This is a genomic window from Bartonella capreoli (assembly GCF_902813205.1).
Classification (GTDB): Bacteria; Pseudomonadota; Alphaproteobacteria; order Rhizobiales; family Rhizobiaceae; genus Bartonella; species Bartonella schoenbuchensis.
Genome location: NZ_CADDZX010000001.1, coordinates 298,459 through 313,327, shown reverse-complemented (window position 1 = coordinate 313,327; position 14,869 = coordinate 298,459). Strand labels below are relative to the sequence as shown.

General features: G+C 40.1%; 14 protein-coding genes. 3 read left to right on the top strand and 11 right to left on the bottom strand.

The features are described 5' to 3' along the window. The first annotated feature begins 3 nt into the window (after window positions 1-3). On the top strand, window positions 4-1,911 hold the full coding sequence (cobT, locus tag J7R05_RS01245; RefSeq protein WP_208540847.1) for a cobaltochelatase subunit CobT: 1,908 nt from the start codon (window positions 4-6) through the stop codon (window positions 1,909-1,911). Window positions 1,912-2,057: 146 nt separating this feature from the next. Here the strand turns inward: cobT and J7R05_RS01240 are convergent, their stop codons facing one another. Both J7R05_RS01240 and rpmB read right to left on the bottom strand, forming a co-directional pair. Then, complete coding sequence (locus J7R05_RS01240) at window positions 2,058-2,711, bottom strand: VUT family protein (RefSeq protein ID WP_208540846.1); 654 nt, start codon at window positions 2,709-2,711, stop codon at window positions 2,058-2,060. A 124-nt stretch (window positions 2,712-2,835) separates the two neighbouring features. Then, the gene (gene rpmB, locus J7R05_RS01235; protein ID WP_007476415.1) at window positions 2,836-3,129 is read right to left on the bottom strand and encodes a 50S ribosomal protein L28; all 294 of its coding nucleotides are present in this window, start codon (window positions 3,127-3,129) and stop codon (window positions 2,836-2,838) included. Between the two features lie 328 nt (window positions 3,130-3,457). Here rpmB and J7R05_RS01230 point away from each other — a divergent pair, with 328 nt between their 5' ends. Next, window positions 3,458-4,231 (top strand): SURF1 family protein, encoded by a 774-nt coding sequence (locus J7R05_RS01230; RefSeq protein ID WP_208540845.1) that lies wholly within the window; start codon window positions 3,458-3,460, stop codon window positions 4,229-4,231. Between the two features lie 306 nt (window positions 4,232-4,537). Here the strand turns inward: J7R05_RS01230 and J7R05_RS01225 are convergent, their stop codons facing one another. From J7R05_RS01225 to htpX, 5 genes are all read right to left on the bottom strand, one after another. Next, window positions 4,538-4,690 (bottom strand): DUF1127 domain-containing protein, encoded by a 153-nt coding sequence (locus tag J7R05_RS01225; protein ID WP_010704399.1) that lies wholly within the window; start codon window positions 4,688-4,690, stop codon window positions 4,538-4,540. Between the two features lie 170 nt (window positions 4,691-4,860). Further along, window positions 4,861-6,477, bottom strand: a complete 1,617-nt coding sequence (gene purH / locus J7R05_RS01220) for a bifunctional phosphoribosylaminoimidazolecarboxamide formyltransferase/IMP cyclohydrolase (protein WP_208540844.1) — start codon at window positions 6,475-6,477, stop codon at window positions 4,861-4,863. A 161-nt stretch (window positions 6,478-6,638) separates the two neighbouring features. Continuing rightward, window positions 6,639-8,363 (bottom strand): heparinase II/III family protein, encoded by a 1,725-nt coding sequence (locus tag J7R05_RS01215; RefSeq protein WP_208540843.1) that lies wholly within the window; start codon window positions 8,361-8,363, stop codon window positions 6,639-6,641. Window positions 8,364-8,441: 78 nt separating this feature from the next. Beyond that, entirely contained in the window at window positions 8,442-9,809 is a 1,368-nt protein-coding gene (locus J7R05_RS01210; protein ID WP_208540842.1) for an RsmB/NOP family class I SAM-dependent RNA methyltransferase, read from the bottom strand. Window positions 9,810-9,842: 33 nt separating this feature from the next. Further along, entirely contained in the window at window positions 9,843-10,898 is a 1,056-nt protein-coding gene (gene htpX / locus J7R05_RS01205) for a zinc metalloprotease HtpX (protein ID WP_208540841.1), read from the bottom strand. Window positions 10,899-10,979: 81 nt separating this feature from the next. On the opposite strand from htpX, the gene J7R05_RS01200 reads away from it, so the two are divergent. Then, on the top strand, window positions 10,980-11,207 hold the full coding sequence (locus J7R05_RS01200) for a DUF1674 domain-containing protein (protein WP_208540986.1): 228 nt from the start codon (window positions 10,980-10,982) through the stop codon (window positions 11,205-11,207). A gap of 141 nt (window positions 11,208-11,348) precedes the next feature. On the opposite strand, the gene rpsP is transcribed toward J7R05_RS01200, so the two are convergent. From rpsP to J7R05_RS01180, 4 genes are all read right to left on the bottom strand, one after another. Further along, window positions 11,349-11,783, bottom strand: coding sequence for a 30S ribosomal protein S16 (gene rpsP, locus J7R05_RS01195; RefSeq protein WP_078690235.1), 435 nt, complete (start codon window positions 11,781-11,783; stop codon window positions 11,349-11,351). 72 nt (window positions 11,784-11,855) lie between these two features. After that, entirely contained in the window at window positions 11,856-12,122 is a 267-nt protein-coding gene (locus tag J7R05_RS01190) for a chorismate mutase family protein (protein ID WP_208540840.1), read from the bottom strand. Between the two features lie 23 nt (window positions 12,123-12,145). After that, window positions 12,146-13,708, bottom strand: coding sequence for a signal recognition particle protein (gene ffh / locus J7R05_RS01185; RefSeq protein ID WP_208540985.1), 1,563 nt, complete (start codon window positions 13,706-13,708; stop codon window positions 12,146-12,148). Window positions 13,709-13,955: 247 nt separating this feature from the next. Further along, a complete protein-coding gene (locus J7R05_RS01180) occupies window positions 13,956-14,615 on the bottom strand; it encodes a carbonic anhydrase (protein ID WP_208540839.1) in 660 nt (219 codons plus the stop codon). Between the last annotated feature and the right edge of the window lie 254 nt (window positions 14,616-14,869).

The following is a 14,869-nucleotide window of genomic DNA, read 5'->3' as shown; positions in this document are numbered from 1 at the left end:
ATTATGACGACAGAAGTTGGTGACAACAGCAAACATCAAATAAACCACTCTCCCAATGGTAAGTTTGACATTGCAGCTTTTAAAAAAGCCGTTTCTATCTGTACCCGCACACTTTCTAGCACATGCAATTTTGAAATCACTTTTAACAAAAATAAATCATCTACAAACGACAATTATGTTCGCCTATCAATATTACCACCACACATAACACAAAAAGATGTCACCATTACCCGTGCATTGGGAGATTGCATAGCACTACACAAAGCATGGCATGATCCCCATATTCATGCCAAGTCTGCTCCAACACAACCAGAAGCACGTGCTATTTTTGATGCTCTTGAGCAAACACGCGTTGAAGCAATCGGCACCTTAGCAATGGAAGGAATTGCTCAAAATCTTGATACAATGCTCGCCGATAAATACCAAAAAACCCATTACCAAATGGTGCGCCATCAAAATGAAGCGCCTTTAGAAGATGCACTTGCACTTTTACTGCGTGAAAAGATAACAAAACGCCCCCCTCCACAAGAAGCTGAACCCATATTGGAATTATGGCGTCAATCAATTGAACAAAAAGCTGCAACAGAACTGCGTGAGCTTACATATCATATTTATAACCAAAAAGCTTTTGCACATATTGTTCATCAAATGCTTATTGCATTGAAAATTACCGACCAATTGAATGAAAATTCCAAGAGGGAACGCAGTAGAAAACCAAACAATGATCTTGAAACCAAAAGCCCAGATAAAGAAGAAAGCGAAAGCGCAAAATACTCTCAAAATAAAGAACAAAAAACAACTGACCAAAACAATGATAGATATGATAAAAAGAGCACACGAAACACCCAATTAAGCGATGATGATACAACCCAAAAAAAACAGGAAAATACTTGGCAAAAAGAACAAAGGAAATTCAAATGCTCTTCTGATGTTTCTCAGCCAATGGAGAAACTTGCTGATTATAAAATTTTCACGCGTCAATTTGATGAAATTTCAGAAGCGACTCATTTTTGTTCAGAAAGCGAATTAGATCATTTACGCCACTGCCTTGATAAACAATTAAATCATCTCCAAAACATTGTCGGACGCTTAGCAAACCGCCTGCAACGCCGTCTTATGGCACAACAAAATCGTTCTTGGCATTTTGATCTTGAAGAAGGACATCTGGATACAGCACGACTTGCACGCCTCATTATCGATCCCATGCAATCGCTTTCTTTTAAAAGAGAACACGATACACACTTTCGTGATACAGTTGTCTCATTGCTCATTGATAATTCAGGATCAATGCGAGGACGACCAATTACTGTTGCAGCAAGTTGTGCTGATATTTTAGCGCAAACACTTGAACGCTGCAAAGTCAAAGTCGAAATTTTAGGCTTTACCACTAAAGCTTGGAAAGGCGGTCAAGCCCGGGAGGAATGGAACAACCAAAATAAACCTGATAATCCAGGGCGTTTAAATGATCTGCTCCATATCATCTACAAAAGTGCCGATACACCATGGCGCCGTGCCCGACGTAATTTAGGCCTAATGATGCAGGAAGGATTGCTCAAAGAAAATATTGATGGTGAAGCACTCATTTGGGCGCATCAGCGCCTTCTATCACGACACGAATCTCGCCGCATCCTCATGGTCATTTCTGATGGTGCACCAATCGACGATTCGACACTTTCTGTTAATCCTAGTTCTTATCTTGAAAAGCATTTGCACGCTGTCATCCAAGAAATCCAAACACATTCACCTATAGAATTAATTGCCATTGGCATTGGTCATGATGTCACACGTTATTACCAACGCGCCGTGACAATCGTCAACGCTGAAGAACTAGCAGATGCCATGACAAAACAATTAGCAACACTCTTTGACCCTAAAAAAACTAATCGCTCACACAATATTTTCAAAAGATAAACATCCACGATAAATGATTTGCATGCACCAAACACATAAATAAAGCACATTTCAAATGCCATTTATTTCCACAAATACACTATAAAATCTGATCATATTTATGAATTGATGATAAATCTTAAAAAAACTAACGAAAAGCTTTCTTTTTAATTCTCTGATAAAAGTGAAGCTCTAAAACTTCTCAAAATTGTACCATAAGGCACAAGCATAACCAGACTCATCACTATTTTGACCGAAAAATCACCACAAGCAAGTGAGAACCAAACTGGAACATCAAACCCAAAAAATATTGTTTTATCCAAGATAGAACTATCAACATAACCTGTCATGTGATCGATAAAGCTAAAATGACTAGAAAAAGCAATGGCAAAAAACAATATCGTATCCAAAGCTGAGCCAGCCAATGCTGCTGCTAAAGGTGCCTTCCACCATGTTTTACGTCGCAAAGGTGTAAAAACAAAAATATCCAGTAATTGCGCAAATAAAAATGCCATACTAGAAGCAATGGCAAGCCGTGGCGTAACTAATACCCAAGAAACAAAAAAAGCCGTTATAAAACCAGCATACACAACACGTCGCGCCGCAGCTGGACCATAAAAACGATTCGTTAAATCATTAATCAGAAAAGCAATTGGATAGGTAAAAGCCCCATAGGTCAAGATTTCATTCAAATCAAACCAATAGATAGGATATTGAACCAAAATATTGGAAGCAGTCACCGCCAAACACATTGCAAAACTTGCAAAAACAATATGCTTTTTTCTTTGCTGCTCTGCTAAAGATTTACAGGTTGAAAACATTCCTTGTAACCTGAGGTATAAACGCGAATCAATCAATAGTATAAGCTAAACACCCACAGATTTAAAATCTCACCCTCAAAAAACAAGAGCAAACATTTTAAATTCTGCTTTGAATCAAAATCAATCAAGCAGCTTGTTCAGCTTTTTTCTTCATGATCTGGCGTTTTAATAAACGCGCACGTTGCGACAACTCTTTATCATCAGCTTTCACCAAAAAGCAATCAAGACCACCGCGATGTTCAACTGAACGTAAAGCATGCGCTGAAATGCGTAAACGGTAACTTTGCTGAAGCACTTCCGAAATTAATGTCACATTGCAAAGATTTGGCAAAAAACGACGACGCGTTTTATTATTGGCATGGCTAACATTATTCCCATACTGGACAGCTTTTCCTGTTAATTCGCAGGCACGAGACATAGACTTCACCTTTAAACTTTAAGAAACTTTTAAATTCCAAATCCAGCAATACAAAACGGGTGCCAAGCACACCAAATTTAGCCTTGAACAAGCATCATTGGAAATGTCGGGTTTATAAGGTGTTAGCACTAAAAGGTCAAGCATTTTGATATTTATCAATGCTTATTGATACTTATTTTATCAATTTTGCAGTTCCATCACCAATATCAACCATATTTTTTTCGCGTGATTACCAATATTACTGCCTTTTTGACAGATATGTTACTCATTTTTGAAAAAAACACATAAAATATTTTCTTTAAACGCTGAACATGCTAAAAGAGAATTGATGACTAAAATGAAACAATCTCCTATAGAATCACACAACAAAAATATAAGTTTTTTTTCTATTCTGCTTGGCATTTTATGTATAAGCTTTTTTTTGCTTTTCAGTGCACTAGGCGTCTGGCAAATGCAACGGCTAAACTGGAAAACGAATCTTATTGCCAGTGCTAATCAGCGCATTCATTTACCCCCCATCAAAGCTCCCCCCCAAGATCAATGGGAGCATGTTACTTTTGATAAAGATGAATATCGCCCCGTCACACTTACCGGAAAGCTTTTAACAGACAAAAATATTCTTATAACAGCCCTCACTCAAGATACCACTGGTTATTGGGTTTTAACCCCCTTACAAACAGCCGATAATACTCTAACCTTTGTAAACCGTGGTTTTATTCCTATGGATGCACGCCATCACTTTGAGCAAGAAAACACCCCACCTCATCCCCATTCTTCCACGAATACAGAGCAGACTACAATCACCGGTTTTTTACGTATGAGCGAAGGAGAGGGAATATTTCCACGCAAAAATAACCCTGATCAAAATCTCTGGTATACACGCCAACTCCCCGCCATGGCCCAAAAACTAGGGCTTTCCAATGTGGCCCCTTATTTTATTGATGTTACACAAAAAATAACCACACAAGGAAATCTTCCTATTGTCGGTCTAACAGTTGTACATTTTAACAATAATCACCTTAGCTATGCTCTCACATGGTTCATTTTAGCAGCTGGTGTTTTGGGTGCATCTTTTTTTCTGCTTTCAAAATATAATAACTAAAAAAGATAAAACCCTCAAATATCCCCATCTCATAAAATAAATACTCAAATACCCCCCCCTCTTTTAAAAAGAGCATGCATTACTTAAGATATCATCATATTGTGCTGAAAATTATAGACTTTACTCGGTTTCTTTTCAAAGAAACATCATTCATAAACTTGTAAAGCTGATAGGAAAACAATTCTCTTTTTTGCCCTCTTCCCCTATTTCTACAATAGGGGAAAACACAAACCCCGCATCAAAACGCCCCCTTTAAATTTCACACCCAAGTGATCACGTGTAAGTAGTGCTCATCAAAAACAAACATCAAAGAGATTTGCGCGAAAAACGCCATGCAATTGAACGAATATCACCCCGATTAATACCAAGATCATTAAGTTCATATGTTGAAAGATTATTTAATGCCTTAACTGTCCGACGATAACGGCGCCAAGAACCAAAAGACTGTAGAATGTTCATGTTTTTTACCCAAATCTTACGTTAAATTCTTGAGATCCATAAGATAGAGCAAATTTCACAAATAAGTTGTGCTATAATCACATAACTGTCGTGCGTTTATAGCATAGGAGCATATTGCCAAATTTCCTTCATTCGACTGGTAAACAAAAACAAATAAAAAACCATACGCTTTAATGGCGAAAATGGCGCACACCTGTAAAAACCATTGCCAAGTTATGCGCATCAGCCGCTGCAATAACTTCCTTATCGCGCATTGACCCACCTGGTTGAATAACCGCGCTCACACCAGCTTCAGCAGCTGACAATAAACCATCAGCAAAGGGAAAAAACGCATCTGATGCAACAACAGATCCCTTGGTTAAAGGCTCTGTTAAACCCATTCCTTTTGCGTTTTCTTCAGCTTTATGAACTGCAATTTTAGCTGAATCAAGACGGCTCATTTGGCCAGCACCAATACCCACTGTTGCACTGTTTTTTGCATAAACAATAGCGTTTGACTTAACATGTTTAACAACACGAAACGCAAACTGAAGATCACGCATCTCATCTTGGCTTGGCGCCCGCTTCGTTACCACCTGGAGTTTTAAATCCTCAACCACCGCATTATCACGCGACTGTACTAAAACTCCCCCTGAAAGTGTTTTAAAAATCAGCCCTTCAGAACGTGGATTAGGCACCCCCCCCGTTATCAATAAGCGGAGATTTTTTTTCTGTGCAATGATTTCACGTGCCCCCATTGTCGCATCAGGAGCAATAATTACTTCCGTAAAAAGCTTAACAATCTCTCCTGCACACTCTTCATCTAAAGGGCGATTTAAAGCAACAATCCCACCAAATGCTGATATGTTATCACATCTTAAAGCATTTAAATAAGCTTCTTTTAAACTCTGCCCTTCTGCAACACCACAAGGATTGGCATGTTTAATAATAGCAACAGCAGCGGTTCTACAAGGATCAAATTCTGCCACAAGCTCAAATGCTGCATCTGCATCATTCATATTATTATAAGAAAGTTCTTTACCCTGTAAAAGCGTTGCGGTTGCAACCCCAAAACGTTTATCACGCGTATGATAAAACGCTGCCCGTTGATGCGGATTTTCCCCATAACGCATCACACTATCAAGATGACCGGAAAAATTCTGCCAAGATGGCATTTCAACTTTTAAATCTTGTGCAAACCAAGCCGCTATTACTGCATCATAGGAAGCTGTGTGCTCATAAGCACGTGCTGCTAATTGACGACGCAATAAAAAGCTTAAACACCCATTATGTTTCTTTAATTCATCCAAAACCAAATCATAATCACAAACTGATGTCACAACACCCGTATAAGCATGGTTCTTAGCCGCTGCGCGAATCATCGCTGGGCCACCAATATCAATATTTTCAAGAATCGTTTGTGAATCTGCCCCCGATTGAATTGTTGCTTCAAAAGGATATAAATTAACCACAACAAGATCAATCCCACAAATACCATGTTCTTCCATAGCAGCTGCATGGTCTGGGTCTTTTCTAATGCCCAATAAAGCACCATGAATCAATGGGTGGAGTGTTTTAACACGCCCATCCATGAGTTCCGGAAATCCTGTTACCTCAGCAACATCTTTTACCGGTAAACCAGCATCCTTTAATGCTTTGGATGTCCCCCCCGTTGAAATCAGCTCAATCCCATAAGCGTGAAGCGCTTGTGCAAACTCCACCAAACCAGTTTTATCAGAAACAGAAAGAAGAGCACGACGAACCTGATGAAGATCAGGCGTAGAATAATTTTTTGAAATAGCAGCCATAAGGAAGATTCTAAAAATAAAAGGATTAAAATTCAAGCAAATTTATAATGTATTATTATAGAATATATCTCTTTTCCAAAAAACTGAAAGAATATAAGGCTTAAAATTCTGAAATCCATAAATAATAAAACCACCTTCATTCCAACATCAAAAGCATATTCCTACTCTGACTCAAGGCGAACAAAACGCCAATGAATTTTTTCTGTCAACGCAGGGCGGAAATATAAAACAATTTGCTGCGTGCGTTGTGGGCCCGTTAATTCAGCAAAATCAATCGAATCTTCTAAAGAAATATCCGTATCAGGCGACATAAAATGCCACATCTTCTTACCTTCCACAGCCAAATGCACACTGTCTCCATTATGGATGACCTCAACTTCGGGGTGAAGATGAAACCGAACGACAACACAATGAGACTCATTACAATCAGCCTTATGTCCATTTGAGTGAGCAGTATGCGGCATGAAAAAGCGATCAAACCCTTCAATAATCGCTCCATTTGTCGTTAAAGTAAGACCGCGCTCATGAATAAGATTAAAAGGTCGCACATACCCATCATGGCATGCAATAAAACCAATCTTTTCTGCTTCTTCTATACGTTGCACTTTAATATCCGTCGGTCCTTCAAGCAACAGGGAAGTATTTTTGCTCTTTTTTTTGCGAAAAATGCCCACCGAACAATCATTGATTGTTGCTGTTGAATGTGCCGCTGTGACACGCCCGAAATGCCGATACTCTTCCCCCCCATAAGGAGCAATACCCGCATTGATAATAAAGCGGTTTCCTTGAGAAGACATCTCAAATGATAAACATCCCGAACAAGCATATTCTGAAGCAAAATGTGGTGGAAATTTTCCCGTATCTGCAAGTACAGTTGTTTGATTGGCCTGTAAACGCTGAAAACCAGAATAACGCGCATAACTAAAAGGATTTGCCCCTGTTTCATCAAAATCTAAAATAGTCGATAGGTGCCCCGACATAACAGGACCAACCCCATTAAAATGTGCAAGTGTTTGATCTTCATGGATAAAAAACCGCAAAGCTGGTAACATACGTTCAACTGAATCAATTAAAACACGTGGCAGTGTTTCATTGCTATGTTTGTAAAGATCACGCAAAGATAATAAATCCAACAGTAAACTGAGCAAAATAGCAGGACTGCGTGAAATATGCCCCCCATCGACAAGAATTTGACGTGAAAGTTCACGGATAAGATAGGTTTGCATCTTCTTCCTTGTGGCAGCACAAACAGGCAAAGCCAAAGAAGAAAATACCAAAGCGATCGCCGCTTGTAAGCGTTGATCATTTTCTTCCATACTGTGAATTAATATACGCAAATAACGAAATTGAAAACCAAACGAATGCAAAAAACGCTTTTTAAACTGTTCACTTGCACCTTCCAACAATATTTGCGAATGACAAATCCATGAAATCAAACGTCGTGCAACAACCCCCCCACTCCAAGAAAGCCCTTTTATTTTCTTACCACTATGATCAAGCCAATCTTCTAATAAAGAGCGCGCATGTGCTATAGCTAATGGGTTGCGTGCTGGCGTCATATGCCGCAGCCAATGAAAATCATGAAGTGCTGCTTCCCATTCTGGCGTTGGTGGAACTAATGAAAAAGGCGAAAGAGAACCAGACTGAACAACCCGACCAGCAAAAGCAAAACGGCCATGGTAAAATTCATGTGCTACTTTTGAATCAGCTAAGTGCAAATCAATGGGATGGGCTAAAATTCTTTGCGGATGAAAACCCAAAAATCGCCAACGAAATAAAGGCCCCACCCATAAACGCCGTAGAGATTGTAACACCTTATACACAAAAACTGATGTCTTTACCTGATGACTTCCCACCGCAATCGCCACACTTATCTCTCCAGCCATTCTTTATCAAACAAAATGCTCAATCATTTCTTTATCAAACACAGTGAATGTCGGCGATTTATGTAAATGAAACGTTAATTAAGCCACCTTGCGTAAACGTGCTGCAAAAAAACCATCCATTCCAAATAACAGCGGGTCTTCAACATCACAATTATCATAGCAACAATCAGCAGGCGTTGTGCGCAAAGTACCATCATAAGAGAGCAAATGCTTCATAGAACCCATCTCCTCTGTTAAAATGGGATCTAAAATAATATCATCACGCGTAGACAAAATCTTTTTAATAAGGTCTTCTCCCTCTTGTCTTGCCAATGAACAATTAGAAAAAATAATGCATCCACCCTTCTTTACAAAAGCAATTGCTGCCAAAAGAAGATCATACTGTAGAGCTGCTAATTTGGTGATATCGTCAGACGATTTAGTCCATAAAATATCTGGATGACGGCGTATCGTCCCCGTAGAAGAACAAGGTGCATCAAGAAGAACCGCATCAAAAAGCCGCTCAGAATAAAAATCTCTCATATCACCAGTCCAATAATGGGCTGACAAATGAAGACGTTCCATATTTTCTTTTAAACGCTCTAACCGATTAGCCGAACTCTCAACAGCTGTCACATCTGCCCCTTGCAAAGCCAATTGAGCCGTTTTTCCACCAGGGCTTGCGCAAAAATCAACAACCCGTTTGCCACGAATATCTCCTAACAAACAAGCAGGTAATGCTGCTGCAAAATCTTGAACCCACCAAGCCCCTTGCGCATATCCTGGTAAATTAACCACAGAACCATCCAAAGCGCCAAGCCGAATTGAACCATTAGGCAAAACAACACCCCCAAGCCGCTTTGCCCAACCAATACTGTCTGATTTTACAGTCAAATCAAGCGATGGTGCATTATTTTGTATCGCTAAAATTTGATGCGCCTTATCAACCCCATATGTTGACACCAAAAGCTGCCCAAACCAAGCTGGAACATCCTTAATGGTCGGCTCTTGCACACGCAAACACACCGCCTCACGTGCAAAATTGCGTAAAATAGCATTCACTAACCCTGAAAAACGGCGTGTGCGCGGGTCAATTTTAGCCATTTGCACCGCCAAATCAATCGCCGCATGATCAGGAATATCAAGATAAAGAATTTGTGCTGCACTGATATGTAAAAGATGCTGAAGCGACAATGCTTGAAGCGGCAAAGACCGTTTTAAAAAACGCGATAAAGCAGCTGTAATCTGACCTCGATGACGCAAAGCCGCCATTAAAATAGCCCGACATAATAGGCGATCACGGTGTGAAAGCTTTAAATAATGTGGATGTCCATATTCATGATCGGTCAAACCAGAAAGAGACTTATGCTTATCAAGCACCACACCTAAAAGACGGACACAAACTTGGCGAACAACCAATCCCGGAATATTCTTTTCAGACATACATCCCGCTTTTTTATTTTGCACAATAACACCTCTACACCTCCCCCTTTAAAAACACTATGACCGAGGCTTTTTAAAATTCTGATGACGAAGCCAAGAAGGACGATCTGTTGTACGCCGAAAAGCACCCCTTTCCTGACGATTAAGAGCATCGTTTTGAGCACTAAAATTTAAATCTTCATTCTCTAAATCTAAACCGCTCACCTTTTCACCAAACATACTCTTTTTACCTTCTTTTATATTCTTGGCTTTGAATATATTCATTTCCTCAGCTTGCTTATAAAGAGCCGCAATACGATTTGCAGTCGTTGGATGAGTAGAAAAAAGGCTATCTGCTCCCTCACCTTTCAAAGGATTAACAATAAACATATGAGCCGTTGCCGGATTATGCTCTGCCTGTTCATTATACACCATATGTCCCCCACCTGCAATTTTACTCAAAGCTGAAGCCAACCATAAGGGATTACCGCATATTTCAGCTCCACGTCGATCAGCAGCATATTCACGTGTACGGCTAATAGCCATTTGCACCAACATAGCTGCAAAAGGCGCCACAAACAGAGCAATAAGACTACCAAGCACCCCAGCACCATGCGAATGCTCTGAAGAAGAACGCTGCCCCCCCATCAATAAAGCAAAATTACCAAGCATAGAAATTGCCCCTGCAATTGTTGCGCTAAGAGTCATAATCAAGGTATCACGATGTTGAATATGCGCTAACTCATGAGCCATGACCCCAGCAATTTCTTCTGGACTTAACCGCTCTAACAGCCCTGTACTTGCAACAACAGCTGCATTGTGCGGATTGCGTCCTGTAGCAAAAGCATTGGGTTGCCTATTGTCTATGATATAGACCTTCGGCTGTGGAAGAGAAGCTCTTTGCGCCAATTCACGCACAATCTTATAATAAACGGGTGCCGAATGCTGATCCACTTCACGCGCACCATACATACGCAAAACGATTTTATCTGAATTCCAATAAGAAAAAAAGTTTAAACCCCCTGCCATCAAAAGAGCAATAACCATACCATTGCTTCCTGCAATAAGATAACCAACCCCCATAAAAAGTGCAGTCATAAAAGCCACAAGCATTGTTGTGCGCAGGATATTCATTGCTTTAAAACTCCATGATAATGCGTAATAATATCTATATGATAAGGATTTTTTGATTCTTCAATGGAAGAAAGGCATAAAATGGACCAAAAAGATAAAGTGATAGAACAAGATGCAACAAAACAAAATGCAGCTTCCCTTAAGCAGCGCCCCCTTCCCCCAGAAGCACAACGTGCCCTCAAAGAGGCTGCACAAAGACGTAAACAAGCACTCCATGAAAATATGCCTTTGGAAAATGGTGGGCGCGGCGGAAAAGACCCAGCACGTTATGGAGATTGGGAAATTAAAGGCCGCGCTATTGACTTTTAAAAGGCTCAAATTAATGGCTTAAAAAACCAAACCACCTTTTAAAAGACAAGCAAACATCTTTCAGATAAAAACAAGCAATGATTGCCTGCTTAAAACACAAGCTTTCACAACACTTCTCTTAAGTTAAGAGATTTAAAGCGCCTATGCTTCTCCTGATACAGCCGCCTCTTTTGATACAGCATCTTCTTGCGATACAGCTACTTCTTCTGATACAGTTTCTTCAGCAATTGAAGCTGATGCTTCTTCAGCAGCTTGCTTTGCTGCTGCAGCACGTTCTTGTGCTTTTTTACCAGGCTCACCTTTGTGTGGGTTATTACGTGCTGGGCGTTTTTTCAAACCAGCAGCATCTAAAAACCGCAAAACACGATCTGTCGGCTGAGCACCCTGACCAAGCCAATATTGAATACGTTCTTCGTTTAGCTTTACACGCTGTTGATCTTTAGGCAACATGGGGTTCCACGCACCAACACGCTCAAGAAAACGCCCATCGCGCGGACTACGCACATCCGCAACAACAATATGGTAATAAGGACGCTTTTTTGAGCCCCCACGAGACAAACGAATTTTTAATGCCATCTTTTTCTCCGATCAACTTTAATTTTTATCTAAATTAATTTGCTTTGTTTCTTTGCCTTTCAGCAACGATTATTATGGTAAATCACTTCTAATGGTGAAATTTAAAAATTTTTCAGCAAAATCAGGTTCAAGACAATTGTCCATAAACAATTGTCGCAAACCAGCAACCTTATTTTGCTCACACGTCACATAAACTGCAGATAAATCATAACAAGCTTTTAACTCCCCAATTGCTTGTATACAGCAAAAGCATTTTGCTAAAATATGAACCAGCGTCACACCAAAATTATCAATAGATGTTTGTAAACGCGTCAAACCATCTGGTACTTTCTTTTGCATCACGCTTCCTTTTTTCTTGTGCTTTACGATTTCTTCTTAGGAAGCGGAGGCAATTTCCCCCCATTCCCAGAAAGGCCACTGGGAAGACCGGGAAATGGTAATCCACTCTGAGGAAGACCAGGTAATTTCTCTCCTAAATTACCATTTTTAATCTGCTTTTGTAACGCCGATAACTGTGCCGGATCAATTCCCGATAAATTAGGCATATTACCAGGAACACCCCCAGCCCCAAATCCTAGTTTGGAACCAAGCCCTCCTAACATTTTTCCCATCAAACCGCCTTTGCCTTTTCCTCCCATAGCTTTCATCATATCAGCCATTTGACGGTGCATTTTCAAAAGCTTATTAATATCAGCGGCACTTGTACCAGATCCTTTAGCAATTCTTTGTTTACGACTATGTTTCAAAATCTCAGGATTAGCACGCTCTGCAAATGTCATTGATGAAATAATAGCCAATTGGCGGTTCAAAAGATGATCATTAAGACCTGCAGCCGCTATTTGCTCTTTCATCTTTCCCAAACCCGGCATCATTCCCATAATGCTGCCCATACCCCCAAGTTTTTTCATTTTTTGTAATTGCTCTGCAAGATCATTAAGGTCAAATTTTCCAGCCTGCATCTTTTTTGCAAAATTCATCGCCTTTTCATGATCAATCGCTTCAGCAGTCTTTTCAACTAAAGAAACAATATCCCCCATGCCAAGGATACGATTTGCAATACGATGAGGGTGAAACTCTTCCAAAGCATCTATTTTTTCACCAACCCCAATGGCTTTGATCGGCTTTCCTGTAACAGCACGCATTGAAAGTGCTGCACCACCGCGGCCATCACTATCCATTCGTGTTAAAATAATTCCTGTAAGGCCTACACGTTCATCAAAAGAACGCGCAAGATGAACAGCATCTTGACCGGTAAGGCTATCAGCAACCAACATAATTTCATGAGGAAGCGACAATGCCTTGATCTCAGCCAATTCAATCATCAAAGCATCATCAAGATGATTGCGTCCTGCTGTATCAAGAAGCAAAACATCATAAGCGCCTAATTTTGCTGCCTGCACTGCCCGTGCAGTAATATCAACAGCAGATTGACCAGAAATAATAGGTAAGCTTGCAAGCTGCGCCTGCTCTCCTAATTGACGAAGCTGTTCTTGTGCTGCGGGGCGGCGCGTATCTAGTGACGCCATCAAAACTTTTTTATTGTGTTTGTCAGTTAAACGCTTTGCAAGCTTTGCTGTCGTAGTTGTTTTCCCCGAACCTTGCAAACCAATCAACATGATAACAACTGGTGCTGGTGCGTTTAGATCACTAAGGACAGCCTCATCACCCAACACGCTCACAAGTTCATCGTGAACAATTTTAACAACCATTTGGCCAGGCTTAATAGATTTAACAATAGCAGAGCCAACAGCTTTTTCACGAACCCTATCAGTGAAAGAACGCACCACATCCAGTGCAACATCAGCTTCTAACAAAGCACGACGAATCTCACGCAGCGCTGTTGCAACATCCTGATCTGACAAAGCACCACGCCCTGTCAAATTGGACAGAATGGAACCAAGACGCTCCTGCAAAGATTCAAACATCATCTACCTCATTGACCACATAACAAACAAATCAAAATGGCATCCGAGGACGCAACGCGTTATCGGATGTTGACCTCTGGGATCTTTTTATACCCTTAAAATAAGTGGGGTCCCAGTCGGTGGCTCCAAGTTAATTCTTGTCACTGAATGTTTGTTTCTTCAAACAACAAAAACTACTCTTTGTCAAGATTGATCATAAATTACCTTTGCACACAAAGATTAGGCAACAAAAAGATATTAAAGATATTTATGACCGGGTGAGTAATTTTTCCTCAACACGCATAAAATGCCCTGTTTCTTGTTCTAAGCTCCACAATTCACCGTTTGAAATATCAAACCAAGCACCATGAACTGTCAAAAGCCCCTGATCTTTACGTTCTTTTAACCATGGAAATGTCTCTAAATTTTTCAACGAATAACGAATAGAAAAATGCTCCAACGCAGCCTGTCGCTGTGTTTCAGTCATCGATTCACGACAGCAAGCCCCTTTTCCCACCGAAACCAAAAGATCCATCCATAGCCCCATACAATTGTTCGATGACAAGGGCTTATACACCTCACCAAGAACAATATTAATTCCCCCACAACGCCCATGACCTAAAATAACAACGTGCTTAACTTTCAGCGACTGCACTGCAAACTCAATTGCTGCTGCTGTTGCATCATATTGATCACCAGGAGAAAAAGGTGGAACAAAATTTGCCACATTGCGCACAACAAAAATTTCACCAGGACTGGCATCAAAAATCGTTTCTGGCGCTGCACGCGAATCACAACACGCAATCATCAAAATTTCAGGCTTTTGCCCTTCTTCTGCCAATTGCCGATAACGCGCTGCCTGCTGCGAAAAATTATTGGTCATAAAGGACCGATAACCGTTTAAAAGTCTTTCTGGAAGATCTGTCATCTTTATATTTATTGTTAGTGTATATTTTAAAAACATGTTACTTTTTCATAGAAAAAATATCAATAAAAATATCCTTTTACTTATGCCAACTATTTATCCAAAATTTACAGCATTACTCTAACTTGCGAAAAAATTTTATAATTATCTGAATAAATAACTATTCATTCAAAAATAAAATGGTACAGTATAAAGATGGCATAAACGACCTGCTCTTGTGAGGAGAAAAGGTCACCAAGAGCAAAAAGGGGAGTATA

What these genes read in the sequence shown, in the direction of transcription:
- cobT (WP_208540847.1), top strand. Translation starts at nt 4, where the DNA reads ATGACGACAGAAGTTGGTGACAACAGCAAACATCAAATAAACCACTCT.
- J7R05_RS01240 (WP_208540846.1), bottom strand. Translation starts at nt 2,711, where the DNA reads ATGTTTTCAACCTGTAAATCTTTAGCAGAGCAGCAAAGAAAAAAGCAT.
- rpmB (WP_007476415.1), bottom strand. Translation starts at nt 3,129, where the DNA reads ATGTCTCGTGCCTGCGAATTAACAGGAAAAGCTGTCCAGTATGGGAAT.
- J7R05_RS01230 (WP_208540845.1), top strand. Translation starts at nt 3,458, where the DNA reads ATGACTAAAATGAAACAATCTCCTATAGAATCACACAACAAAAATATA.
- J7R05_RS01225 (WP_010704399.1), bottom strand. Translation starts at nt 4,690, where the DNA reads ATGAACATTCTACAGTCTTTTGGTTCTTGGCGCCGTTATCGTCGGACA.
- purH (WP_208540844.1), bottom strand. Translation starts at nt 6,477, where the DNA reads ATGGCTGCTATTTCAAAAAATTATTCTACGCCTGATCTTCATCAGGTT.
- J7R05_RS01215 (WP_208540843.1), bottom strand. Translation starts at nt 8,363, where the DNA reads ATGGCTGGAGAGATAAGTGTGGCGATTGCGGTGGGAAGTCATCAGGTA.
- htpX (WP_208540841.1), bottom strand. Translation starts at nt 10,898, where the DNA reads ATGAATATCCTGCGCACAACAATGCTTGTGGCTTTTATGACTGCACTT.
- J7R05_RS01200 (WP_208540986.1), top strand. Translation starts at nt 10,980, where the DNA reads ATGGACCAAAAAGATAAAGTGATAGAACAAGATGCAACAAAACAAAAT.
- rpsP (WP_078690235.1), bottom strand. Translation starts at nt 11,783, where the DNA reads ATGGCATTAAAAATTCGTTTGTCTCGTGGGGGCTCAAAAAAGCGTCCT.
- J7R05_RS01190 (WP_208540840.1), bottom strand. Translation starts at nt 12,122, where the DNA reads ATGCAAAAGAAAGTACCAGATGGTTTGACGCGTTTACAAACATCTATT.
- ffh (WP_208540985.1), bottom strand. Translation starts at nt 13,708, where the DNA reads ATGTTTGAATCTTTGCAGGAGCGTCTTGGTTCCATTCTGTCCAATTTG.
- J7R05_RS01180 (WP_208540839.1), bottom strand. Translation starts at nt 14,615, where the DNA reads ATGACAGATCTTCCAGAAAGACTTTTAAACGGTTATCGGTCCTTTATG.